The 21,990-nt window shown below is 62.0% G+C and carries 19 protein-coding genes and 2 pseudogenes; 15 read left to right on the top strand and 6 right to left on the bottom strand.

Annotated features, from left to right (window positions below; all coding sequences use genetic code 11):
• The first annotated feature begins 16 nt into the window (after window positions 1-16).
• Entirely contained in the window at window positions 17-991 is a 975-nt protein-coding gene (locus tag AAG813_RS10845) for a tripartite tricarboxylate transporter substrate binding protein (protein WP_341914766.1), read from the top strand.
• A 77-nt stretch (window positions 992-1,068) separates the two neighbouring features.
• Here the strand turns inward: AAG813_RS10845 and AAG813_RS10840 are convergent, their stop codons facing one another.
• Window positions 1,069-2,625, bottom strand: coding sequence for a glycine betaine ABC transporter substrate-binding protein (locus AAG813_RS10840; RefSeq protein ID WP_341914764.1), 1,557 nt, complete (start codon window positions 2,623-2,625; stop codon window positions 1,069-1,071).
• Window positions 2,626-2,841: 216 nt separating this feature from the next.
• Here AAG813_RS10840 and AAG813_RS10835 point away from each other — a divergent pair, with 216 nt between their 5' ends.
• The 8 genes from AAG813_RS10835 to AAG813_RS10800 all read left to right on the top strand — a co-directional run bounded on the left by AAG813_RS10835 (window position 2,842) and on the right by AAG813_RS10800 (window position 11,308).
• A complete protein-coding gene (locus tag AAG813_RS10835) occupies window positions 2,842-3,477 on the top strand; it encodes a glutathione binding-like protein (RefSeq protein ID WP_341914762.1) in 636 nt (211 codons plus the stop codon).
• 125 nt (window positions 3,478-3,602) lie between these two features.
• The gene (locus tag AAG813_RS10830; RefSeq protein ID WP_341914759.1) at window positions 3,603-6,614 is read left to right on the top strand and encodes a DNA methyltransferase; all 3,012 of its coding nucleotides are present in this window, start codon (window positions 3,603-3,605) and stop codon (window positions 6,612-6,614) included.
• A 53-nt stretch (window positions 6,615-6,667) separates the two neighbouring features.
• Window positions 6,668-7,678, top strand: a complete 1,011-nt coding sequence (locus tag AAG813_RS10825; protein WP_341914757.1) for a restriction endonuclease — start codon at window positions 6,668-6,670, stop codon at window positions 7,676-7,678.
• Window positions 7,679-7,713: 35 nt separating this feature from the next.
• A complete protein-coding gene (locus AAG813_RS10820; protein ID WP_341914755.1) occupies window positions 7,714-8,454 on the top strand; it encodes a nuclease-related domain-containing protein in 741 nt (246 codons plus the stop codon).
• A 216-nt stretch (window positions 8,455-8,670) separates the two neighbouring features.
• A complete protein-coding gene (locus AAG813_RS10815) occupies window positions 8,671-9,759 on the top strand; it encodes a hypothetical protein (protein ID WP_341914753.1) in 1,089 nt (362 codons plus the stop codon).
• 107 nt (window positions 9,760-9,866) lie between these two features.
• Window positions 9,867-10,271 (top strand): hypothetical protein, encoded by a 405-nt coding sequence (locus AAG813_RS10810; protein WP_341914751.1) that lies wholly within the window; start codon window positions 9,867-9,869, stop codon window positions 10,269-10,271.
• Window positions 10,272-10,422: 151 nt separating this feature from the next.
• The gene (locus AAG813_RS10805; protein ID WP_341914749.1) at window positions 10,423-10,869 is read left to right on the top strand and encodes a DUF1801 domain-containing protein; all 447 of its coding nucleotides are present in this window, start codon (window positions 10,423-10,425) and stop codon (window positions 10,867-10,869) included.
• A gap of 31 nt (window positions 10,870-10,900) precedes the next feature.
• Window positions 10,901-11,308, top strand: coding sequence for a DUF1801 domain-containing protein (locus AAG813_RS10800; protein WP_341914747.1), 408 nt, complete (start codon window positions 10,901-10,903; stop codon window positions 11,306-11,308).
• A 31-nt stretch (window positions 11,309-11,339) separates the two neighbouring features.
• On the opposite strand, the gene AAG813_RS10795 is transcribed toward AAG813_RS10800, so the two are convergent.
• Window positions 11,340-12,368, bottom strand: a complete 1,029-nt coding sequence (locus AAG813_RS10795; protein ID WP_341914745.1) for an alpha/beta fold hydrolase — start codon at window positions 12,366-12,368, stop codon at window positions 11,340-11,342.
• Window positions 12,369-12,735: 367 nt separating this feature from the next.
• Between AAG813_RS10795 and AAG813_RS10790 the strand changes: the two genes are divergently transcribed.
• The 4 genes and pseudogenes from AAG813_RS10790 (at window position 12,736) to AAG813_RS10775 (ending at window position 15,442) form a co-directional block, all read left to right on the top strand.
• Window positions 12,736-13,107, top strand: coding sequence for a nucleotide pyrophosphohydrolase (locus AAG813_RS10790; protein ID WP_341914743.1), 372 nt, complete (start codon window positions 12,736-12,738; stop codon window positions 13,105-13,107).
• A gap of 80 nt (window positions 13,108-13,187) precedes the next feature.
• Window positions 13,188-13,598, top strand: a pseudogene (locus AAG813_RS10785) (PPC domain-containing DNA-binding protein); the annotation flags it as partial.
• Window positions 13,599-13,979: 381 nt separating this feature from the next.
• A complete protein-coding gene (locus AAG813_RS10780) occupies window positions 13,980-14,585 on the top strand; it encodes a type IV toxin-antitoxin system AbiEi family antitoxin domain-containing protein (protein ID WP_341914741.1) in 606 nt (201 codons plus the stop codon).
• Window positions 14,582-15,442 (top strand): annotated as a pseudogene (locus AAG813_RS10775) (nucleotidyl transferase AbiEii/AbiGii toxin family protein). Before AAG813_RS10780 ends, AAG813_RS10775 begins: the two are co-directional and overlap by 4 nt.
• Before the next feature lie 54 nt (window positions 15,443-15,496).
• Here the strand turns inward: AAG813_RS10775 and AAG813_RS10770 are convergent.
• The 4 genes from AAG813_RS10770 to AAG813_RS10755 form a co-directional block, all read right to left on the bottom strand.
• Window positions 15,497-16,051 (bottom strand): redoxin domain-containing protein, encoded by a 555-nt coding sequence (locus tag AAG813_RS10770; RefSeq protein WP_341914739.1) that lies wholly within the window; start codon window positions 16,049-16,051, stop codon window positions 15,497-15,499.
• Window positions 16,052-16,277: 226 nt separating this feature from the next.
• Window positions 16,278-17,390 carry a 5-methyltetrahydropteroyltriglutamate--homocysteine S-methyltransferase gene (locus AAG813_RS10765; RefSeq protein ID WP_341914736.1) on the bottom strand — a complete coding sequence of 371 codons (1,113 nt, stop codon included), beginning with the start codon at window positions 17,388-17,390 and terminating at the stop codon, window positions 16,278-16,280.
• A gap of 78 nt (window positions 17,391-17,468) precedes the next feature.
• The gene (locus AAG813_RS10760; RefSeq protein WP_341914734.1) at window positions 17,469-18,425 is read right to left on the bottom strand and encodes a PDR/VanB family oxidoreductase; all 957 of its coding nucleotides are present in this window, start codon (window positions 18,423-18,425) and stop codon (window positions 17,469-17,471) included.
• A gap of 2 nt (window positions 18,426-18,427) precedes the next feature.
• Window positions 18,428-19,507: an aromatic ring-hydroxylating dioxygenase subunit alpha gene (locus AAG813_RS10755; protein ID WP_341914732.1), complete on the bottom strand. Its 1,080-nt coding sequence runs from the start codon at window positions 19,505-19,507 to the stop codon at window positions 18,428-18,430.
• Window positions 19,508-19,737: 230 nt separating this feature from the next.
• On the opposite strand from AAG813_RS10755, the gene AAG813_RS10750 reads away from it, so the two are divergent.
• Both AAG813_RS10750 and AAG813_RS10745 read left to right on the top strand, forming a co-directional pair.
• Window positions 19,738-20,508, top strand: coding sequence for a GntR family transcriptional regulator (locus tag AAG813_RS10750; protein ID WP_341914730.1), 771 nt, complete (start codon window positions 19,738-19,740; stop codon window positions 20,506-20,508).
• A gap of 138 nt (window positions 20,509-20,646) precedes the next feature.
• Window positions 20,647-21,819: an ABC transporter substrate-binding protein gene (locus AAG813_RS10745; RefSeq protein ID WP_341914728.1), complete on the top strand. Its 1,173-nt coding sequence runs from the start codon at window positions 20,647-20,649 to the stop codon at window positions 21,817-21,819.
• The last annotated feature ends 171 nt before the right edge of the window (window positions 21,820-21,990 follow it).

The raw sequence follows: 21,990 nt of genomic DNA, 5'->3' as shown, positions 1-21,990 counted from the left end.
CGACAGGAGACAAGACATGACCCTCAACCGCCGCAAGGTTCTCGCTTCATCCGTGGCCCTGGGCCTGGCCGCCTCGGGCGTTCAGGCGCAAGCCCAGGCCTGGCCCGCCAAGCCGATCCGCCTCATCGTTCCTTACCCACCGGGCGGCTCGTCGGACATCATTGCCCGCGCCATCGCCCAGCCGCTGTCGGAAGCGCTCAAGCAGCCGGTGATTGTGGAAAACAAGCCGGGCGCCAATGGCAACCTCGGCGCGGACTTCGTCGCCAAGTCGGCCCCCGACGGCTACACCCTGCTGCTGTGCGACACCGGCGCGCTGGCGATCAGCCCGTCGGTGTACACCAAGCTTCAGTTCGACCCGAGCAAGGACTTGCGCGGCGTGACCATGCTGGCCTATTCGCCGCACCTGCTGGTGGTGCACCCATCGGTGCCGGCGAATAACCTGAAAGAACTGGTGGCGCTGTCGCAAAAGACGCAGCTCAACTTCGCCGTCACCGCCATGGGCAGTGCGCCGCACCTCGCTGGCGTGGCCGTCGAGCGCGCCAGCAATGCAAAGTGGCAATACATCCCCTACAAGGGCGGCTCGCAGGCCATCACCGACACGGTAGGCGGCCAGACCCAGGTGCTGATGAACGGCATGCTGGCCACCTTGCCTTTTGTGCAGAACGGCCAGCTCAAGATCCTCGGTGTGTCCAAAGCCACACGCATGCCGCTGATCGGCAATGTGCCGACCTTGCAGGAGCAGGGCATTGCCGGTTTTGAGTCCGGCACCTGGCAGGGCATTCTGGTGGCGAAAAACACGCCGGCGGCCGTGGTGACGCGGCTCAACACCGAACTCATCAAGGTCATCCGCAGCCCCGAGATCCGCGCGCGCCTGAGCGGGCAGGGCGCCGAGGTGGCGACCATGTCGCCGGCCGAGCAGGACGCCTTCTTCAACCAGGAACGCAAGCGCTGGGCCGCGGTGGTGGCTCAGGCCGGCATCAAGCTGGACTGAAATTGCTCCTGATTTGCTAGCTGCTGGCGCCCGTCTTATAAGGGCTGGCGGCCGATTTCGCTTGCAAAAACAAGCGCTCAGCCTGCCCGGCGCCGCCGCAGCAGCCAGTCCACGCCTTCGAACAGCGCCTCGCCCAGCAGCGCCAGCAAGGTGGCGGGCAGGGCGCCGGCCAGCAGCAGCTGGCCGTCGTTCAGCGCCAAGCCGGTGACGATGCGTTCGCCATAACCGCCCGCGCCGATGAAGGCCGCAATCGTCGCCGTGCCAATCGCAATGGCGGTGGCCGTGCGCACGCCGGCCACAATTGTCGGCAGCGCCAGCGGCAGCTCGATGTGGCGCATGCGCTGGCCGGCCGTCATGCCCAGCGCCTGCCCGGCCAGCCGCAGCCCGCCGGATACCTCGCCCAGGCCCGCAACCGTGTTGCGCATGATGGGCAGCAGCGCGTAAAGCGCCAGCGCAATCAACGCCGGCACCGTGCCGATCACCCCTAGCAGCGAGATCAGCATCGCCAGCAGCGCCAGCGAAGGCACGGTCTGCATCAGCCCGGTTGCGCCCAGCACCAGCGCGCGCAGGCGCGGGTGCGGAAACACCCACACCGCCAGCGGAATGCCGATCAGCGCCGCCAGCCCGACCGAGATGAATGTCAGCGCCAGGTGCTGGCGCGTCAGCCGCGCCAGGTCGGGGCCGAAAAGTTTGGCCCAGAAGCCGCGCTGGCCGGCGTCTTGTGTCGTGTTGCTTGCCGCGGGGGCGCCGCCGGCCTTGGCAGCCAAATGGTCGCGGGCAATCACGTCAAACGCCACACCCTGCAGCTCGGCCCGCGCGTTCATCGCAATCATCGCGTTTTCATCAATGCTGCCGCCCAGCTTCTGCAGCGCCGCCCAGGCCTGCGGAAAACGCGTGGGCACATCCAGCCGGTACAGCAGCACCGCGTCATAACGCGGGAAGTAGGCCTGGTCGTCCTTCAGCACGCGCAGGCCCAGGTGGCCTATCTTGGCGTCGGTGGTGTAGATGTCGATCACGTCCACCTGCTTTTGCGCAATCGCGTCATAAGCCAGCCCGTGGTCCAGCGCCACCGGTGTTTGCGGTGCGCCATACCGCTGCGCCAGCCCGCGCCAGCCGTCGGCCCGGCCAATGAATTCGTTCGACAGGCCGAGCTTCAGTTCCGGGTGCTTCGCCAGGTCGCTCAGCGAGGTTATGCCCAGGCGCTGCGCCGTGTCTTCGCGCATGGCCAGCGCGTAGCCGTCGTTAAACCCCAGAGGCACCGCCACGCCCAGGCCCAGCGGCGCCAGTGCGGCGTTCATGGCCTGCGTCGTCATGGCCGCCTCACCCTTGAGGATCTCCTGGCTGATGGTGCCCACGTACTCGGGGTAAAGGTCGATGCTGCCCGAACGCAGCGCCTCGTAAACAATGGCCGTGTTGCCCAGGCCCTGCAGCACCGAAGGCGGCGTGGGCGTGTGCGGCGCTGCGGTCTGCGCCAGCACCTGCGCCAGGATGTAGGACTCGGTGAAGCGTTTGGAGCCTATGCGCAGCGTGTCGTTGGCGGGCGGCGCGGCGAGGGCCAGGCTGCTGACAGCGGCCAGCAAAAAGCTGATGAAGGCGAAACAGCAGGCGGCAAGGGCAGGGAGGCGGCGCGTCATGGGCCTATTGTGTCTTCCATGGCGCACGACAGGCAACTTCTACCGTTCGCCCTGAGCTTGGCCTGTCCTGAGCTTGTCGAAGGGTCGAAGGGTCCCTGCCTCGTCGTTGTCATCCCGGACTCGATCCGGGATCCATGCCCCCGTACCCGCACCGGCACCCGTCCCCACCCTGTGGCAGACTGCATCCCGAGCCCACCACCCAACAAGACTGACCCCATGCCCATCCAGCTCTACGCCTTCGACACCCCCAACGGCCGCAAGATCAGCGTCGCTCTCGAAGAAATGGGCCTGCCCTACGAGGTGCACGTGGTGGACATCACCCAGGGCGAGCAGACCGCGCCCGAGTTCCTGAAGATCAGCCCCAACAACAAGATCCCCGCCATCATCGACCCCGACGGCCCGGGCGGCCAGCCCATCAGCGTCTTCGAGTCCGGCGCCATCCTGCTCTACCTGGCCGAAAAAACCGGCACCTTCCTGCCCAAAGACCCGCGCGCCCGCGTGGCCGTGATGGAGTGGCTGATGTTCCAGATGGGCGGCTTCGGCCCCATGCCCGGCCAGGTGCACCACTTCGCCGGGCTGATCAACGAAGCAGACCGCCGCTACGGGCTGGAGCGCTTCATGGCCGAGACCCAACGCCTCTACGGCGTGATGGACCGCCGCCTGGCCGACCACGCCTTTTTTGCGGGAGAAGAAATCTCAATCGCCGACTTCGCCATCGTCGGCTGGGTCTGGCGGCATGAGCGGCACAAGATCGACCTGGCGGATTTTCCGAATGTGTTGCGGTGGTACCGGGGAATGATGGCGCGGGATGGGGTGGGGCGGGGGTTTGCGGTGGCGCTGAAGCGAGCTTGAGTTCCCGCTGGAGTCCCAGGTCCCATCTCCTGTCCGCTCAATGCTAGATCATCTGGGTATGATGCCGAAGGCCGTCTGGCTAGATGCAGAGATGTCGCCGTGTCGAGCAACCCATCAATAGACCGATGACACCACAAAAATTTATCGCAAAGTGGGGGCCAGGGGGGCCAGCCTTTCACCTGAACGAAGAGCAGGGCGCGCAAAGCCACTTTATTGATTTGTGCGAACTGCTGGCCGTGCCCAAACCCGGTAGCGAGGCCGGTTACCTGTTTGAGGAAAAAAACGCCCTCATCGGCGGGCGCACCGGTTATGCCGATGTCTTCAAAAGCGGCGCGTTTGCTTGGGAGAACAAGGCGCCCGGCAAAAACCTCGACGCCGCGCTCAAGCAACTGCTGACCTACAGCCTCGCGCTGAGCAACCCGCCGATTCTGGTCGTGTGCGACCGCCTGACGATCCGCATCCACACCCAGTTCACCGGCCACCCGACCGAGACTTTCAATGTGGCGCTGGCCGAGCTGGACCAGCCCGAGAAACTGGCCCTGCTGCGCCGCATCTGGACGGACCCGGAGAGCTTCAGGCCCAAGAAAACCAGCCGCGACATCACCGAAACCGCGGCCCGCAGTTTTGCCACTCTGGCCGACGGCCTGCGCAAGCGCGGCCCAGACAAAAGCACCCAGCCGCTGGAGGCACAAACCCACGCCGACGAGGTGGCGCACTTCCTCACGCAGTGCCTGTTCTGCTTTTTTGCCGAAGACGTGGGCCTGCTGCCCGGCCGCATGTTTGAAGGCCTGGTCAACAACCGCCAGCTCACCAGCGACAAGCTCACCATTGGCCTGCGCAACCTGTTCACAGTCATGCGTGACGGCGGCCTGTACGGCAACGACGACATTCCGTGGTTCAACGGCGGTCTGTTCAAAAAGATCAAGGTGCCCGCGCTCAACGTGCTGGATATGACCGAGCTGCGCAACGCCGCGGGCCTGAACTGGAGCGCGATCGACGTGTCCATCTTCGGCACCCTGTTTGAGCGCGGGTTGGACCCGAGCAAACGCAGCCAGCTCGGCGCCCACTACACCGACCCGGCCACCATCATGCGCATTGTCGAGCCCGTGCTCAAGCGCCCGCTGCTAAAGATCTGGGAGCAGACGGCGCAAGAGATACGAGGGCTGATGGCCAAAAACACCAAAAAGGGTGACAAGCACTACAAGGCCGCAAAGGCCAGATTCATCGGTTGGCTGGACCAGCTGAGCAGCTACCGCGTGCTCGACCCCGCCTGCGGCAGCGGTAACTTCCTGTTCCTGGGCCTGAAGACGCTCAAGGACATCGAGCACCAGAGCCATATTGAAGCCGCCATGCTGGGACTGGACCGCGAGGCTGACCTCGTGACCGGCCCGCACAACATGCTGGGCATAGAGCTCAACGAATATGCCGCCGAACTCGCCCGCGTGACGGTGTGGATAGGCGAGCTGCAGTGGCGCCTGCAACACGGCTACGAGTTCAAGACGAATCCGGTGCTGGAGCCGCTGGACCACATCGAGTGCCGCGATGCACTCATCACCATCGACCCCGGTCGGGTTGAGCCTGTCGAAGCCATGTGGCCCAAGGCCAGTGTGGTGATCGGCAACCCGCCGTTTTTGGGTGACAAGATGATGCGCTCGGAACTGGGGGATGCATACACCGACACTTTGCGCCAGCTCTACAAGGACAGGGTTCCGGGCGGCGCAGATCTTGTAATGTTCTGGTTTGAAAAGGCGCGCGCTCAAATCGAACAAGCCGGTCTCGGCGCGGCCGGGCTTGTGGCTACTAACTCAATTCGACAACGTGGCAACCGCCCCGTCATGGAGCGCATTCAGGAGTCCACGCGAATCTATGATGCATGGGCAGACATGCCTTGGGTTAACGAAGGTGCGGCGGTGCGTGTGTCGTTGGTTTGTTTTGGTCATGCGACGCAGCAGGTCCGCCTGGACGGCACAGATGTTGAAAAGATTTTTGCTGACCTCAAAGCCCAGACGACGGGCACTTCTGCGGTCGATCTGACGACCGCACAGCCATTGGCCGAGAACGCCGATGCCTCCTACTTCGGCTTCTGTCTTGCGGGGCCGTTCAAGGTGCCATCCCAAACGGCGGCTGCCTGGCTCCGGCAGCCCAATGTCAACGGACAGCCGAATAGTCTTGTCCTCAAGCCGATTTACAACGGCTCAGACATCACGCGGCGCTGGGCAGGTAACTGGACGATTGACTTTGGCGCGCGACTCTCTGAGGCTGACGCGGCGTTGTTCGAAAAGCCATTCGAATATGCAACTCGCCACATAAAAACTGTTCGCGCTGAAAATCGTGAAGCACAGCGAGCAAAGAACTGGTGGCGTCACGGCCGTCCTCGTCCTGAGCTGCGAGACAAGCTCAAAAACCTGACGCGATACATCGCCACAGCGGAGACCGCCAAGTATCGACTCTTCGTCTTCTTCCCAGTCAGCGTGGCGCCTGAGCACAGCCTGATCGTTATTCCCCGAGCGGATGACGTCACCTTTGGTCTGCTGTCATCCAAGGCGCATGCAGTCTGGTCCTTAGCCCGTGGCGGGCGCATGGGAAAGGGAAACGATCCGAGATACAACTCCCTTGCAGCTTTCTTGCCGTTCCCCTTCCCCGGCGGCCTGACCCCCGCAGACACAGCGCACCAGAACACTGAGACCATCGAAGGCGGCGCGCTGATTCCCGCCGGACTTTCAGCGTCAAATGTGCCTCCAGCCCAGAAAGGGCGGGCGCAAGTAGCTATGAATACAGGAGCGGTTCGCGCAGCCGCCGAAGCGATCGCCCGCGCCGCCAAACGCCTGAACGACCTGCGCGAAGCCTGGCTGAATCCACCCGAGTGGACGCAGCGTGTGCCCGAGGTGGTGCCGCTGGGCATGACGGTTAGCCCCTATCCGGACCGCATCCTGCCCAAGGACGGTTTTGAAAAAGAGCTGGCCGAGCGCACGCTGACCAAGCTCTACAACCTGCGCCCGGCATGGCTGGACGCGGCGCACAAGGAGTTGGACCGAGCTGTGGCCGCTGCCTATGGGTGGGCCGATTATTCAGCCGACATGCCGGACGAAGAAATTCTGAAGCGATTGCTTGCGCTTAACTTGGCGCGGAGTACATAGGGGTCAGATTCGTTAATGCTTTGAAATGGTCGATTGCCAGGAGTAAGGACAGCATGACTACAAAAACAATGTGGATGGTGAGGGCGGGCGAGGGCGGCTTCAGGTTCGACGATTTCAAGGACGGTTCGCGCGTCAGTATTGGCTGGCACGAGATCGGCACCTTGAGTGCGCTTCGGACGCGGGAGGACTTCAGCAAGACTGTGTCTGCGACATACCCTAACTCCCGCAAGGGGCAGGTGATTTCTGCTGCAAGTACCTTGTATCGCTTTGCGAGAGAGATCAAGGTGGGTGATGCTGTGATTACCTACGGCCCCAGCGAGCGAGTCTATCTTGTGGGAACTGTGTCGGGCGAGTACGAGTTTTCGCCGCAACTCTCATCAGAACAGCCGAACATTCGTGTGGTGAAGTGGCATGGGCAGGTGTCACGCGATTCGTTGTCGGTGGGTGCTCGCAACAGTTTGGGCTCCACGCTCACGCTCTTTCAGGTACCCGCTGAGGTGGCAGAGGAAATTCATGCCTTGCTCCAAGGGAAACCCGCGCCTCAGGCGCAAACGCTGGCTGTCCCGGGTGAAACTGAAACTGAACAGGTCGAAGACCTTTACAAGGATATCCAGGGCAAGGGCTTTGAGTTCATCAAGGACAAAGTGAATATGCTGGACTGGGAGGACATGCAGGAGCTGGTGGCAGGGCTCTTGCGCGCCATGGGTTACAAGACCCGCATATCGCCTAACGGTGCGGACCGTGGCAAAGATATCGTGGCCTCGCCGGATGGGCTCGGTTTTGAAGATCCGCGCATTGTGGTGGAGGTCAAGCACCGTGGTGCTGCAATGGGCTCGCAGGAAATTCGCAGCTTTCTGGGCGGCAGACACGCCAACGACAAGGGGCTCTATGTGAGTACCGGTGGCTTTACAAAAGATGCGCGTTATGAAGCTGAGCGGGCGTCCATTCCGCTGACATTGATGGACCTGGATGATCTGGTCAAGTCATTACTTGATCATTACGAGAAGATGGATATCGACATGCAACGCCTGATTCCGCTACGAAAAGTCTATTGGCCTGCATGAGAAAAACCGGAAGTCGATCCCCGTTTGACCGGGCCATGCCTTTGCGCGTACCGGGGCAATCGCTTGAAGCCGAGATAGCCGATGTGGAGTACGACCACATCTTGTCTCCGCTTCTGCTCGCTCTCTTCTTCATTTTTTTCGCTGGTATTGAATGGGCGCGGTACGTTCTGAACATGAAACCGAGTCCATGGATTTTTACTGGCGCCGCAGTGCTGGGCTGCATTTACGCTGCGCTTCGGATCTTTCGCATTCGCCGGCGACTTCATCAGTTGCGGCTGGGGCGGGACGGGGAGAGGGCGGTTGCGCAATACCTCGAATGGTTCAGGAGCGCAGGATTCTTTGTCTTTCATGATGTTCCTAACGGCGATGCCAATGTCGACCATGTACTCATCGGTCCCAAGGGCGTATTCACTGTCGAAACCAAGACTTGGTCCAAGCCGCATCGCGGGGAGTGCAGGATCACTGTGGTTGATGGAGTGATTCGCGCCAATGGACGTGAAATGGATCGCGACCCTCTTATTCAGGCCAAGGCCCAGGCGGGATGGCTGCGGCAATTTTTTGCCGAAAGCAAGTTCATCACAACGGTGCAGCCCGTTGTTGTCATTCCGGGCTGGTTCGTAGAGCGCTTCGATATGAAGAAGGCTGGCGCGTGGGTTCTTGAGGTCAAGGCGTTGGAGAAGTTTATCGAGAATGAGCCAGACCGTCTGACGCGAGAGGAGGTCAAGGCTATGGCATCAGCGCTCACTAGCTATATTCGGAGTCAGTCGCGAGTGTGATTCCGACTTCGCCATTCAGGCCTGTATTTGTCTGGCCGCGTCAATCGAAAGTAAACGATGGCAGATTCTGTTGCACCGCTAACGCCTTCTCCTCTAAATGGATGAGGGCGATTTGTAACAAAAGGTCTACTATGTGTTCTTTGTATTTATAGCCCCCGTGTTACCTAGCCGGGGCACCTTACCGGTCACACGTCAAGCAAAAAAGGCTTCCAGATCATGATAATTCCAGCGCATTTGAATTTCTTCAGCATCGAAGAGTGCGGTCTGTATAAGCAGGGAAGTGAGGTGCCGAAGGCGTTGAGCGCGGCTGAAACCTTTGAGTTGATCTATAAGTGGGTGCAGGGTAAGCCCATGGAAGACACGATCCCGTGGGACCCAGTTGGCACCAAAACTGGTACAGCCAAATGCTATTGCCATGATTTTTATAAATGTGACGAAACTGGCGAGTTCCTTTTCGTACTCTGGAAATCGGAGGCCGACAGCGTAGGTAGCATCTGGGGTGCCCAGGCGCGAGCTCAAACCGGAAAATCGGATGTGGTCGAGTACAAAGACGACTACAAGGGAAAGACGGTGATCTGGGGCCGCCCCTGCTACTACTGGATCGTGCCAAGCTTGAACACTGTTGTGTCTGTCAAGTTGGACCACTCAGTTTGTGACTCAGGGCTGTTTCAAGAGTGGGTGGCAAAGTGCATCACCAATAGGGTAAGTCATCCAAACAAGAAAAAAACGGAAACTGAATCAGGACAGGTCCGTTTTGAGTTCAACGACCACACTGATTTAACGGGTTCACGATACGGCTATCGATTTGACGTTCGTCTACGAAGTTTGAATACAGGTACCGCCAAAATGGGAGAGCTTGCATCTCGAGTTACCCACATAATTCGACGGGACACTATAAAACTCAATGCCGGTTTGGATGAGCGTCCGGAGTGGGTTAAGATTTTTGACAAAATTCCGTTGCTTCCGGCGCGTCCAAAAGCCAAAACACGGCAGATTGAAGTAAGAGCAGAAGCAAAACCAACTGCGGCGGAGATCAAAATCATCATCGAGAAGTTTTCCAAGGAAGAGCGAAAACGCTCGGATTGGAACAATATCGGATTTGCCACAGACAAGGGCGATGTTTGGGTGGATAAATACCGCCTTCACGAAACCGTGCACTTCAGCAAGAAGGAATCAACGGTTTTTCCAGCCGCGGACATACATTCGCGTCTGGCAAAAATACGTGAGCAACTCTTGGCAGGCGTGATGGCTGACGAAAAAGCCAAGGCCAAAGGGGCTAGAACTCTTAAAACAGGGTCGGCGTGATATTTAGAGTTGCCATATACCTCTGCATATCGGTAGCGTTTTACTTCGCATCGGTAAGGTGGTCTCACAACTTCAAATATGAGGATTTCAGAGACTATTTAACGCTTATGTCAGGCGTCTCTGGAATGGTTTTCACAATCATGGGGATCTGGATTGCTTTCCTGTATCCAAATGCCATGAGTCGAATCCTGACACCGAGTAAGTTGGTAGCGGTGGACTTCTCGGAATCTCGTTCTGATGCTAAGCGTCTTGAGCTTATCGTTGGGGCCGTCATGGCATCGGCTCTCGTAATGCTTGGAGCCCTACTTATAACTTTGGCAAAGATACTTTTGCAGATGACTCCAATCTACGTGGAACATCGAATTCAATTCAAAGCCGCGGCGCTGTCTTGCCTTCTATTCATCACGTTCGCGCAGATGGAGTCGATCTTTCACGTTGTGCTGTCCAATATCATGTTTATTAACGATTTGCATTTCAGGCGACAAGGCCGAGAAGCAGATGAAGAGATGTAGTTGAGCCATCTGGAAAGCTGTAAGCAAGCAAACGGAACGCTACATCGAGCGATCAGCCAACAAGTGTGACCTCGATCCAGTTCTCAGAACCGACCGAGCTGGGGACCCAACCGGATCCGGAGTACCTGGTACTTTGCCTAGTAGCGGCTTCATGACTAAAAAAGCACCCTCAAAATCGGCGTCTAAGCCCGGCAAACCGGTGCTGCTCTCCGGCGGCAATCCGCAGATACCCAAAGGCGAGGGCGAAGCGCCGGTGCAGGCTTACATCGCGGCCATGCCGGGCTGGAAGCAGGCTGTCGGGCGGCGGCTCGACGAACTTGTCGTGGCGACCGTGCCCGGCGTGCGCAAGGCGGTCAAGTGGAACTCGCCATTTTATGGCGCGCCGGGGCAGGAGGGCTGGTTCCTCAGCTTCCATTGCTTCACGAATTACGTGAAGGTGACTTTCTTCCGTGGCCAGTTGCTGTCGCCGGTGCCGCCGGGTGCGTCCAAGAGCCAGGACACACGTTACCTCGACATCCGGGAGGACGCCCAGCTCGATGAAGCGCAACTCGTCTCGTGGATCCAGCAGGCCAGCAAGTTGCCGGGTGAGAAGATGTGAACCTTGTCACCATGAAGGAAACGGAGTCCCCATGAGCAAACCCCCAAGCAAAGCGAAAGAAGGCGCTGCAGCCGAGTCGCCTTCGAAACTCATCGACGAAAAGATCAAGTCACTGGACGACTGGCGTGGCAAGACGCTGGCGCATGTCCGCGCGCTCATCCAGCAGGCCGATCCGGCGGTGGTTGAAGAGTGGAAGTGGAGCATTCCGGTCTGGTCGCACGACGGCATCCTCTGCACCGGCGAGACTTACAAGGCCAAAGTGAAGCTGACTTTCCCCAAGGGCGCTTCGCTCAAGGACCCTGCCAAGCTGTTCAATGCCAGCCTGGAAGGCAACACCCGCCGCGCCATTGATCTGGCCGAGGGCGATGCCCTCGATGAAGCGGCCTTCAAGGCGCTGATACGCGCCGCTGCGGCGCTGAACGCCAAGCCCGCACGTTAGGCGAACGCGGCGCCACAGGCGCCGGTGCCTGTCAGTTCAAGGCCTTGTCAAAAAACGCAGGAAGCTCACGCTGCAACTGGCCCAGAAACGCAGCGCGGTCAAAGCCGCGCGGGTTGGCGCCAATGTCGCCGTCTTCCGAGGGGATGGGCATGGTGGGCGTGTCCAGAAACGCGAAGTGCCAGGCGTTGGGCACCCGGTGCATGTCAACGCCGGGCAGGTTGGTGGCCACCCATTCGGCATGAAAGCGCGGCACCAGAAAACGGTCTTGCTGCGCCCCATACACCACCACCGGCATGCGGATTTGCGCCAGCGATGCGGCGCTGAACAAGGCCCCCATCGGCGCCAGTGCCACCACCGCCCGCACGCGTGTGTCGGTTAGGGGCGGAATGGCTGGCGCTGCGGCGCCAGGGTGGGTGGCCGGGATGCGCTCTTTGTCGGTGTTGCAGAAAACCGGGTCCTCGGCCCGCCGGGCCTTGCAGTGCACATCGAAGCGTGAGGGCTCGGGCCGCGCACCGGCCATGGCCAGCACGGTGTAGCCCCCGGCCGAATGCCCCACGGCGCCCACGCGCGGCCCCGTGGCGTCGCTGGCGATGCGGTCCTTCCATAGCGGGTCGTTCAGCAAGGCGTCGATCACGCGCGAAGCCTGCCGCGGCCGCTCGGTGGCATAACGCTCCAGGCTGCCCTGGCGCAAGGAGCGGTCCTGCCAGTTGTCGCCGGGGTGGCGCAGGGCGGCCACCAGGTAGCCCTGCTGCGCCAGCGCCTCGGCCAGGCTGCTGTGCGCGAGTTCACTGCCGCCGGTGCCGTGGCTCAGAACGATCAGGCCCTTGACCTTGGCCTCGGGCGCGGCCTGCATGGCCACGTTCACCGTAAACGGCCCCATGGCGATCGTGCGCGCGGCCGCCTGCGTGGGGTAATACAGGGCCGCCACGATAGGCGCGGCATCCTCGGTGGTGGCTGGAATGGTGATCTGGCGCCAGCCGGCTTGCGCCGCCATGGCGTGAGCCGCCGTCAGCAGCAAGCCGCAGAAAACGAGAGAGAGTCGGTGGGGTGAAAGGGACATGGTGGGCTCCGTGGGTGTTGACCGGGTTGAAACTGGACGCGATGGTAGGGGCGCCAGGGCCGGCGCTGGGGTGGATTGCGACGGAACGGCCGGGCCGCGGCGCCAGATGCTGTTTCGGGCGGATGAAAGGTAAGCAGGCTATGGGTTTGACTGCCGACATGCCAGTGACGTCTGCCAGTCGCTCTTGTTTTGATAGCTGCTGTCGCCCGTGCTGATTGGACTGCAGCCGTTTTTTTGCATGAATGGTTTGCGTGTAAGTGGCCCTTTGAAGGCATGGAGCAGGCCGGCAGGGGCTGATGCGCATAACATGCGCTTGAAGCTTCCCGAGAAGATTCGACCCTGCCCATGGGCCCGGAAATACCAAGACATGAACCACGACATCCCCTCCTTGACCCAGTCCCTGCGCGACTTCGCCCAGGCGCGTGACTGGGCGCAGTTTCACTCGCCCAAGAACCTGGCGTCGGCCCTGTCGGTGGAGGCGGCGGAGTTGCTGGAGCACTTCCAGTGGCTGACCGAAGAACAGAGCCGCACCCTGGCAGCGCCCAAAAAAGCCGAGGTGGCTGCCGAGGCGGCCGATGTCTTGCTGTACCTGCTGCAGCTGTGCGACAAGCTGCAGATCGATTTGCTGGAAGCCGCGCGGCTCAAGCTGGCCGTCAATGCCGAAAAATACCCGGTGGACCGGGCCCGCGGCTCCAGCCAGAAATACACCGACCTCACCGACCCGAAGCAGGGCGGGTGAGGTCAGTAAATTGCTCTTGATTTGATAGCTGCTTGCGCAATATGCATAAGCGCTAGAGGCCAATTTGATTCAATAAAACCATGCAAACCCTTCCCATCCGCCTGAACCCCGGCCAGGACTTGCGCAGCGCCATCGAGGCGGCCGTGCGCGACGCCAACTGCCGCGCGGCGTTTGTGCTGTCCGGCATCGGCAGCCTGTCGAGCGCGGGCCTGCGGTTTGCGGGCGCGGAGCAGCCGCGCCGCCTGACGGGCGACATGGAAATCCTGAGCCTGTCGGGCACGGTGGCTTTCAACGGCACGGGCCAGGGCGCACGCAGCAGCTCGCACCTGCACATGGCGCTGTCCACCGCGAGTGGCGAAGTCTTGGGCGGCCACGTGGCGCCGGGTTGCATCGTGCGCACCACGGCGGAGGTCTTGCTGGCGCTGCTGCCGGAGTGGGCATTCTCGCGGGCGCCGGATGCGGCGACGGGGTACGACGAGCTGGCGGTGCGAGCGGTGGAGGCGGCCAAGGGCGACCTCTCACCGGGCGACCAGGTGCGGGCCGGGCTTGGCAGGCTGGGCCTGCAGGGCGAGGATGTGGCGGATGCGGTGGCGTGGGCGCGCAAAACGCCGCCGCCGTGAGCCCTGGATCTGCTATTTAATTTGTAGCTGCTTGCGCTTGTCCACCAAGGGCTGAGGCTTGGTTTGGTTCAGGATTTGTCTGATTCTGTGTCCGGCGCGAATCCGATGTTCATTTTTCATGAACGTACCTGTTTTCTGAACAAGAGGGGCTTCACCAGAAGCTGGATCGGTGTTCCTTATATGTTTCTTGTTTGTTCCTTATATTCGTCAATAAATTGCAATTGACGAACAAATGGAACATACTGCACCACCATGCCCACCGACACGCATAGCCAACGCATCCTCGATCTGGCGCGCCAGAAGGGCATGCTGCGCCCCGGCGACCTGAAGGAAACGGGTGCCGCGCGGGTGACGCTGACGCGGCTGACTGCCAGCGGCCAACTCGAAAAAGTGGGCCGCGGCCTGTACCGGCTGCCGGGCATCCCCGCATCCGAGCATGAAGGCCTGGCCACCATCGCGGCCAGGGTGCCGCAGGCGGTGTTTTGCCTGCTCACCGCGCTGCAGTTCCACGGCATCACGACACAACTGCCGCGCCAGGTCTGGATCGCCATGCCGCGCGGCAGCCATGTACCAAAAATCGATTACCCACCGGTGAAGATGATTCAGTCCACCGGCGAGGCTTACGCAGCTGGCATCGAGGTTTTTGAGCGCGACCAGGTGTCCCTGAAGGTCTACGGCGTGGCGAAAACCGTGGCCGACTGCTTCAAGCACCGCAACAAGATTGGCCTCGACGTGGCGCTGGAGGCGCTGCGTGATGCGCGTGCGCAGAAAAAAGCCTCGGCCGACGAACTCTGGCACTTCGCAAAAATCTGCCGCGTGACCAACGTGATGCGTCCTTACCTCGAGGCGATCGAGTGAGTAGAGATCTGGCTTCCTCGGTACGCGCGCGCCTGCTGAATGTGGCGAAAGCCGAGCAATCGGACTTCAATGGCGTCCTGGTTCGTTATGCGCTGGAGGGCCTGCTGTACCGCCTGAGCCAGTCCGCGCACGCCGACCGTTTTTTGCTCAAGGGCGCGATGCTCTTCACACTCTGGTACGACATGCCGCATCGGCCCACGCGGGATGTTGACCTGCTGGGCTTTGGCGCCAGCGACCTTCCTTCGATTGAGCAGACTTTCAGGGACATCGTCTCGGTGGTGGTCCAAGACGGCATCCGCTTTGACCCGGAAAGCGTGAGCGCTGAAGAGATTCGCAAGGAGACGGGGTACGCAGGCGCACGCGTGCTCATCAGCGCAGAGCTTGCGGGTGCGCGCGTGAAGACGCAAGTGGATGTCGGCTTTGGTGACGCGGTGACGCCCGGTCCCGTCAGTGCCATCTACCCGGTGCTGCTTGATGACTTTCCGGCACCAAGCTTGCAAACCTAACCGGTGTACACCGTCATCGCCGAAAAGCTCCACGCCATCACTTTGCTCGGCATGACCAACAGCCGGCTGAAAGACTACCTGGACTTGTCGGTGTTGCTGGAGCGCGAGGTGCTGGATGCGGACATCCTGGCAACGGCCATTGCTGCCACCTTCAACCGTCGCGCCATGCCCGTACCGTCCGAATTGCCAATCGGCTTGAGCGATGAGTTTGCCCTTGATCCATCGCGCCAGTTGCTTTGGCGTGCTTTTCTGAACAAGAACCAGTTGGTGGCAGTGCCGTTGCCAGAACTGCTTGTTCTGTTGCGCGCCAGGCTGCAGCCTGCATTGCAGCAAGCGGCCTTGATGGTGTGAGGGCAGCGCTTGAGGGCACAACATGTGACCTCAAACCCGGCGACGAGGACGGGCTCAGAACAGCCTGACCCACCACAGGCGCAGGCGCATGCCCAGCTCGGTGGTGTAGCCGGCGCTGGCGCTGCGCAGCCGGCCCTGGCCGTCAATCACCACAAAAGAGGGCACCGACTGGAAGCCGAAGGCGCGCGTCAGTTCGCCGCGCGTATCGACGGCCGTTTGCCAGGGCAGCTGACGCTGCTGCAGCACCTGCCCGACCTTGGCGGCTGGGCCGGACTGCATGGCCACGGTGAGCACCGGCCAGTCCTGCGTCAGCCGGGTGACGCTGCTTTCCTCGGCGCGGCAGATCGGGCACCATTCCGCCCAGAAGTGCAGGGCGACCGGCTGGCCGGGGTGGGCCTGGCGCCACTGGGCCAGCGTGGTGCGGGTCGTCGTGCCATCGGGCTGCAGCACGCTGATGGCCAGGTCCGGCGCCGGACCGTCCGGCACGTGCCGCGTCTGCCAGGCCTGCACCGCCACCACGATCGCCACCAGCAGGGCCAGTTGCAGCAGATGGCTTTTCCAGTGGGCGCGCAGGTGCGCGGCGAAGCGGGTGATCAGGGTGTTCGGCATGGGGTCCGAGTATCGTCCAGGCCTTGCCGGCCCGTGCCGCCGCTGCGGGGAAGCCCCGGCCGCTGCAAGGTGGGGGCGCCGGCGGGGCTGCGGGCGGCGCGTGATTTGCTATTAAAGGCATAGCTGCTCGCGCTCGTGGTTATTGGGCTTTCTGCCGATCTGACATAAAAAAAGCCGCCGGCAATTGCCGACGGCTTTTTTGTTCAACCATCAAACCGATGGCAGATCAGAGCGAACCCCAGACCTCCTGCGCCGTCTCGATCACCAGGCGCAGCTTGGCGCGCTGGGCTTCGACAGCGATGTCGTTGCCGTGCACGGTGCTGCTGAAACCGCACTGCGGTGACAGGGCCAGCTGCTCCAGCGGCGCGTATTTGGCGGCTTCCTCGATGCGGCGTTTCAGTTCGTCCTTGCTTTCCAGCGTGCCGAACTTGGTGGTCACCAGGCCGAGCACGACCGTTTTGCCCTTGGGCAGGAAACGCAGCGGCTTGAAGTCGCCGGAGCGGTCGTCGTCGTACTCCATGAAGTAGGCGTCGAGGTTCATTTCCTTGAGCAGCGCTTCGGCCACCGGCTCGTAGTTGCCGGCGGCGGCGTGGGTGCTCTTGAAGTTGCCGCGGCACAGGTGCATGGCCAGCAGCATGCCTTCGGGCTTTTGCGCCACCACCTTGTTGATGAAGCCGGCGTAGCGGTGCGGCAGCTCGTCGGGGTCGTCGCCGCGCTGGCGGGCGGCTTCGCGCATCTTGGTGTCGCACAGGTAGGCGAGGTTGGTGTCGTCCATCTGCACATAGGTGCAGCCGGCGGCGGCCAGGCTGCGCAGCTCGTCACCGTAGGCCTTGGCCACGTCGTCATAAAACTGCGGGTCGAGCTCGGGGTAGGCTTCGCGGCTGATGCCGGCGCGGCCGCCGCGGAAGTGCAGCATGGTGGGCGAGGGGATGGTCACCTTGGGCGTGTTGCCGGCGCTGACCTGGCTCTTGAGGTACTGGAAGTCGGCGAGCTGGATGTCTTTCACGTGGCGCACCTTGTCGATCACGCGCATCACCGGCGGGGCCAGCTCCTGCGTGCCGTCGGGCCGCACGATGGTCATCGGGATGTCGGTTTTCACGCCGCCGATCTGCTCGAGGAAGTCAATGTGGAAGTAGGTGCGGCGGAACTCGCCGTCGGTGATGCTTTTCAGGCCCACGTCTTCCTGGAACTTGACGATTTCGGTGATGGCCTTGTCTTCCACCTTGCGCAGCTGCTCGGGCGTGATCTCGCCCTTGGCCTTCTGCTCGCGGGCTTCGAGCAGGTATTTGGGGCGCAGAAAACTGCCAACGTGGTCGTAACGGGCGGGGAGCTGGGTCATGTCTCTTTTTCCTTTGAGGTCGTTGAAATCGGGCAGGGTAACGTGAATGATATTAGGGCATAGCGACCAACGGCCGGTCTACAGGTCCAGCACCAGGGTTTTGCTTTTCGAGCGCGAGCAGCAGGGCGTGAATTGGTCGTTCTTCGACTTTTCCTCGTCGGTGAAGTACATGTCGCGGTGGTCGGGCTCGCCCTCGAGTACGCGCGTGATGCAGGTACCGCAGACGCCCTGCTCGCAGGAGGTCAGGATCTCGATGCCATTGTCCTTGAGCACCTGGATGATGTTCTGCGCCGCGCCCACCGTGTAGCTTTTACCGGTGCTGGCGATCTTCACCTCGAAGCCGGTGTCGCCTGCGGTGTCCTGCGGCGCGGCGCCGAAATACTCGAGGTGAATCTGCTCGCTGCGCCAGCCGCTGGCCTTGGCCGCGCCGACCACATGGTCGATGAAGCCGGCGGGGCCGCAGACATACAGCTGGTGTTCGGGCGTGGCGCCGGCCAGCGCGGCCGGCAGGTCCAGTTTCTGCTCCGCCGGGCCGTCGTCGAAGTGGAAACGTACCTTGTCGGCAAAGGTCGAGTCGCTGATCTCCTGGCGGAAGGCGGTGCGTTCGGCCGAGCGGGTGCAGTAGTGCAGGGTGAAATCCGCGTTAATGGCCGCCAGCCGCTGCGCCATGCACAGCAGCGGCGTCACGCCGATGCCGCCAGCCAGCAGCAGCGTGCGCGGCGCGTGCTGCAGGGGAAAGTGGTTTTTGGGCGCGCTGATGCGGATCACGTCGCCTTCGTTCACCGCGTCGTGCATGGCGACGGAGCCGCCGCGCGAGGTCGGGTCGCGCAGCACGGCGATGCGGTAGCGGTGCTGCTCGATGGCGTCGTTGCACAGCGAGTACTGGCGAGTCAGACCGCCGGGGATCTGCACATCGACATGCGAGCCCGCGCTGAAGGCCGGCAGCGGCGCACCGTCGGCGCGTGCCAGTTCGAAGCTGGTGATGCCCTCGGCTTCGCGGGTCTTGCGGATGACCTTGACGTCAAGACTGTCCATGGTCAGGCCGCCTGATGTTGGGCGGCGGCCGGCGCTGCGGCCGGGGCAGCCGGTGGCGTCTGTTCCTGCGCAATCAGGCGGTCGATGATGCGGCGCGACTGCACGCCGCCGGCGTCGATGTTGAGCATCAGCAGCCTGCGCTGCGGGAACAGCGTGAGGTTGCGCTGCTGCGCTTCCAGCACCACGGTGTCTTCGGCAAACACCTTGGCCTGGCCGTCGCGGATCTGCGCGGTGAGGGCCTTGTCCTTGGAGTTGAAGTTGCGCGCCATGCCCCAGAAGTACCACATGGACGTTTCGGTTTCGGGGGTGAGGAAGTCCACCACGATGCTGTGGACCTTGTCTTTCGGGTCGGCGTGGTAGCCGCCCTTGCCGGCGTGCGCCACGCCGACCTCGATCATGATGTGGCTGGGCGGCGTGAAGCGGCAGACCTGCCAGCGGTCCACCGGCACGTCGTCGGCCAGGTTGTTGCCGCGCAGGTTGGCGCGCCAGAAGGGTGGCGGCATGACGTTTTCCATGAAGCGGCTGGTGACCACGCTTTCGCCCTCGGTTTTGGTGGTGACCGGCGTTTCGTCGATTTCCTTCTGGCCGATGCTGGTGGTGTGCACATAGGTCTCGTGCGTCAGGTCCATCAGGTTGTCGATCATCAGGCGGTAGTCGCAGTCGACGTGGTACAGGCCGCCGGCATAGGCCCACTCGGGGTTGTTGGCCCAGTCGAGCTGGGGGATTTTGCTTTCGTCGGCCAGCGCCGCGTCGCCGGTCCAGACCCAGATGAAGCCGTGACGCTCCACCACCGGGAAGCTGCGGTTGCGCGGGAAACCCTGCACGCGCTGGCCGGGCATGGAGGCTACCTTGCCGTCGCAGTCCATCACCAGGCCGTGGTAGCCGCAGACCAGCTTGCCTTCGCAGACGCTTCCCAGCGACAGGGCCGCGCCACGGTGCGGGCAGAAATCATCCAGCGCGGCGACCTTGCCTTCGGGGCCGCGGTAGAAAACAATCTTCTCGCCGCAGATCTGCCGGCCCAGCGGCTTGTCGTCGATTTCGGCGGGGGTGCAGGCAACATACCAGGTGTTTTTGGGAAACATGACGCTTGTCCGGAAAGAGGGTTAGGAGGGGGTGGAGGGCAGGGTGTGCGGGGTTTCTTGCGGCGCGGGCAGTGGGGAACGGCCAGTGGCTCAGGCGGCGATTATGCAAAAAAACAGACTTTATGTATACATTGACCCTGCTAATTTATCAAAATATGGCTTGAAAAGCGCAAAATATCCTCCTCAGCCGTGTTTGCTGTATACATTAAGAAGATATCAAGAAAATCCAGATGAACGACAAAACCATTTCCCTGGCCGCCGCCGAAACGCAGGAGCCGGGTGCCTCCCAGACCGTCAAGGCGCAGCTGCGGCTGCGCGAAATGATTCTGGCCGGCGAGCTGCCCAGCGGCGCGCGGATTGCCGAGCTGGCCATTGTGGAAAAGCTCGGGGTCTCGCGCACGCCGATCCGCGCCGCGCTGATGCGGCTGGAGCAGGAGGGCCTGCTGGAAGGGCTGGTCAATGGCGGTTATGCGGTGCGCACGTTTTCTGAGCGTGATGTGTCCGAGGCGATTGAACTGCGCGGCACGCTCGAAGGCCTGTCGGCGCGGCTGGCGGCTGAACGCGGGGTGGCCGCGGCGGTGCTGGCCGAGGCGCGCGCCTGCTTCGGGCAGATCGACGGCGTGCTGAGCCAGCCGGCCCTCGACGACGAGGCTTTCCTGCGTTACGTCACGCTGAACCAGCGCTTTCACAACCTGCTCAGCGAGATGGCTGCCAGCACGGTGATTGCGCGCGAACTCGAGCGTGTCGTGGCCCTGCCGTTTGCCTCGCCCTCGGGCTTTGTCGTGGCGCAGGCCAACTCGCCGCAGGCGCGCGACATGCTGATCGTGGCGCAGGACCAGCACCGCCAGGTGCTGGACGCCATCGAGCGGCGCGAAGGCGCGCGCGCCGAAGCCATCATGCGCGAGCACTCGCGCCTGGCGCAGCGCAACCTGCTCGAGGCCATGCAAAGCCAGGACCTGAACCGCATGCCCGGCGTGCGGCTGATCCGCAAGCGCGGCTGAGCGCTGCAACCCCCAGGCCTTGATATGCATATTTGCTATAGCTGCAAGGCGGAAATCCATCTTGCGCATCTGCCCGTGCGGGGGGATAGTGCCGGGTGACCCGTTGATCGCCCCTTTTTTGAACCTTCTGGAGAGACCATGCAAAAACGACTCTTTCTCGGCTCCATCGCCCTGGCCGTTGCCACTCTGGCCGCAGGCGGCGCTGTCGCGCAGACCAATACCTTCAAGGTCGGCCTGATTCTTCCCATGACCGGTCCTTTCGCCTCGACCGGGCGTCAGATTGAAGCGGCGGCCAAGCTTTACATGGCCCAGAACGGCGACAACGTGGCCGGCAAGAAGATCGAGCTGATCATCAAGGACGACACCGGCACGCCCGACGTGACCAAGCGCCTGGCGCAGGAAATGATCGTCAACGACAAGGTCAACGTGCTGGCCGGCTTCGGCCTGACGCCGCTGGCCTTTGCCACCGCGCCGCTGGCCACGCAGTCGAAGACACCGATGGTGGTGATGGCGGCGGCCACCTCCAGCATCACGCAGGCTTCGCCCTACATCGTGCGCACCAGCTTCACCTTGCCGCAGGTCACCGTCGGCATTGCCGACTGGGCGCCGAAAAACGGCATCAAGAAGGTGGTGAGCCTGGTCTCCGACTACGGCCCCGGCATCGACGCCGAGCGCACCTTCAAGGACCGCTTCACCTTCAACGGCGGCACCGTGGTCGAGGCCGTGCGGGTGCCGCTGCGCAACCCCGACTTCGCCCCTTTCCTGCAGAAGGTGCGCGACGCCAAGCCCGACGCCGTGTTTGCCTTTGTGCCGTCGGGCGCAGGCTCCGCGCTGATGAAGCAGTTCGCCGAGCGCGGCCTGGACAAGGCCGGCATCAAGCTGATCGCCACTGGCGACGTGACCGATGACGACATCCTGAACGACATGGGCGAAGTCGCGGTGGGCGTCGTGACTTCGCACCATTACTCGGCGGCCCACAAGTCGGCGCTGAACCAGAAGTTTGTCGATGCCTTCAGCAAGGCCAACAAGGGCCTGCGCCCCAACTTCATGGCCGTCGGCGGTTACGACGGCATGCGCGTGATCTACGAAGCCCTGAAAACCACCAAGGGCAAAGGCGACGGCGAGGCCCTGCTGGGCGCCATGAAGGGCCAGGTCTTCGAGAGCCCGCGCGGCCCGGTGTTCATCGACGCGCAGACCCGCGACATCGTGCAGAACGTCTATATCCGCAAGGTCGAAAAAGTCGGCGGCCAGCTCTACAACGTCGAGTTCGAAACGATCAAGGACGTGAAGGACCCGGGCAAGACGAAGTAATCGAATAATCGGCCCTGGCATGCACGGCGGGTTCGTTCGTCACGGACCCGGGTGCGCCAGCATGGATGCCGGGTCAGGCCCGGCATGACAAAACGCTGTCATTGCGGGCCTGACCCGCAATCCATGACCCCGTTTTCGTCCCCGGCTTTTTCCGCTTTCCGCCCCACCTGA

Origin of the sequence: Polaromonas sp. YR568 (genome assembly GCF_943371715.1) — a bacterium.
Classification (GTDB): Bacteria; Pseudomonadota; Gammaproteobacteria; order Burkholderiales; family Burkholderiaceae_C; genus Polaromonas.
The sequence above is the reverse complement of the archived record's forward strand: the minus strand, read 5'-3'. Positions and strand labels throughout refer to the sequence as shown.

Coding starts and splice junctions, on each gene's coding strand:
- AAG813_RS10845 (WP_341914766.1), top strand. CDS start 17: ATGACCCTCAACCGCCGCAAGGTTCTCGCTTCATCCGTGGCCCTGGGC.
- AAG813_RS10840 (WP_341914764.1), bottom strand. CDS start 2,625: ATGACGCGCCGCCTCCCTGCCCTTGCCGCCTGCTGTTTCGCCTTCATC.
- AAG813_RS10835 (WP_341914762.1), top strand. CDS start 2,842: ATGCCCATCCAGCTCTACGCCTTCGACACCCCCAACGGCCGCAAGATC.
- AAG813_RS10830 (WP_341914759.1), top strand. CDS start 3,603: ATGACACCACAAAAATTTATCGCAAAGTGGGGGCCAGGGGGGCCAGCC.
- AAG813_RS10825 (WP_341914757.1), top strand. CDS start 6,668: ATGACTACAAAAACAATGTGGATGGTGAGGGCGGGCGAGGGCGGCTTC.
- AAG813_RS10820 (WP_341914755.1), top strand. CDS start 7,714: ATGCCTTTGCGCGTACCGGGGCAATCGCTTGAAGCCGAGATAGCCGAT.
- AAG813_RS10815 (WP_341914753.1), top strand. CDS start 8,671: ATGATAATTCCAGCGCATTTGAATTTCTTCAGCATCGAAGAGTGCGGT.
- AAG813_RS10810 (WP_341914751.1), top strand. CDS start 9,867: ATGTCAGGCGTCTCTGGAATGGTTTTCACAATCATGGGGATCTGGATT.
- AAG813_RS10805 (WP_341914749.1), top strand. CDS start 10,423: ATGACTAAAAAAGCACCCTCAAAATCGGCGTCTAAGCCCGGCAAACCG.
- AAG813_RS10800 (WP_341914747.1), top strand. CDS start 10,901: ATGAGCAAACCCCCAAGCAAAGCGAAAGAAGGCGCTGCAGCCGAGTCG.
- AAG813_RS10795 (WP_341914745.1), bottom strand. CDS start 12,368: ATGTCCCTTTCACCCCACCGACTCTCTCTCGTTTTCTGCGGCTTGCTG.
- AAG813_RS10790 (WP_341914743.1), top strand. CDS start 12,736: ATGAACCACGACATCCCCTCCTTGACCCAGTCCCTGCGCGACTTCGCC.
- AAG813_RS10780 (WP_341914741.1), top strand. CDS start 13,980: ATGCCCACCGACACGCATAGCCAACGCATCCTCGATCTGGCGCGCCAG.
- AAG813_RS10770 (WP_341914739.1), bottom strand. CDS start 16,051: ATGCCGAACACCCTGATCACCCGCTTCGCCGCGCACCTGCGCGCCCAC.
- AAG813_RS10765 (WP_341914736.1), bottom strand. CDS start 17,390: ATGACCCAGCTCCCCGCCCGTTACGACCACGTTGGCAGTTTTCTGCGC.
- AAG813_RS10760 (WP_341914734.1), bottom strand. CDS start 18,425: ATGGACAGTCTTGACGTCAAGGTCATCCGCAAGACCCGCGAAGCCGAG.
- AAG813_RS10755 (WP_341914732.1), bottom strand. CDS start 19,507: ATGTTTCCCAAAAACACCTGGTATGTTGCCTGCACCCCCGCCGAAATC.
- AAG813_RS10750 (WP_341914730.1), top strand. CDS start 19,738: ATGAACGACAAAACCATTTCCCTGGCCGCCGCCGAAACGCAGGAGCCG.
- AAG813_RS10745 (WP_341914728.1), top strand. CDS start 20,647: ATGCAAAAACGACTCTTTCTCGGCTCCATCGCCCTGGCCGTTGCCACT.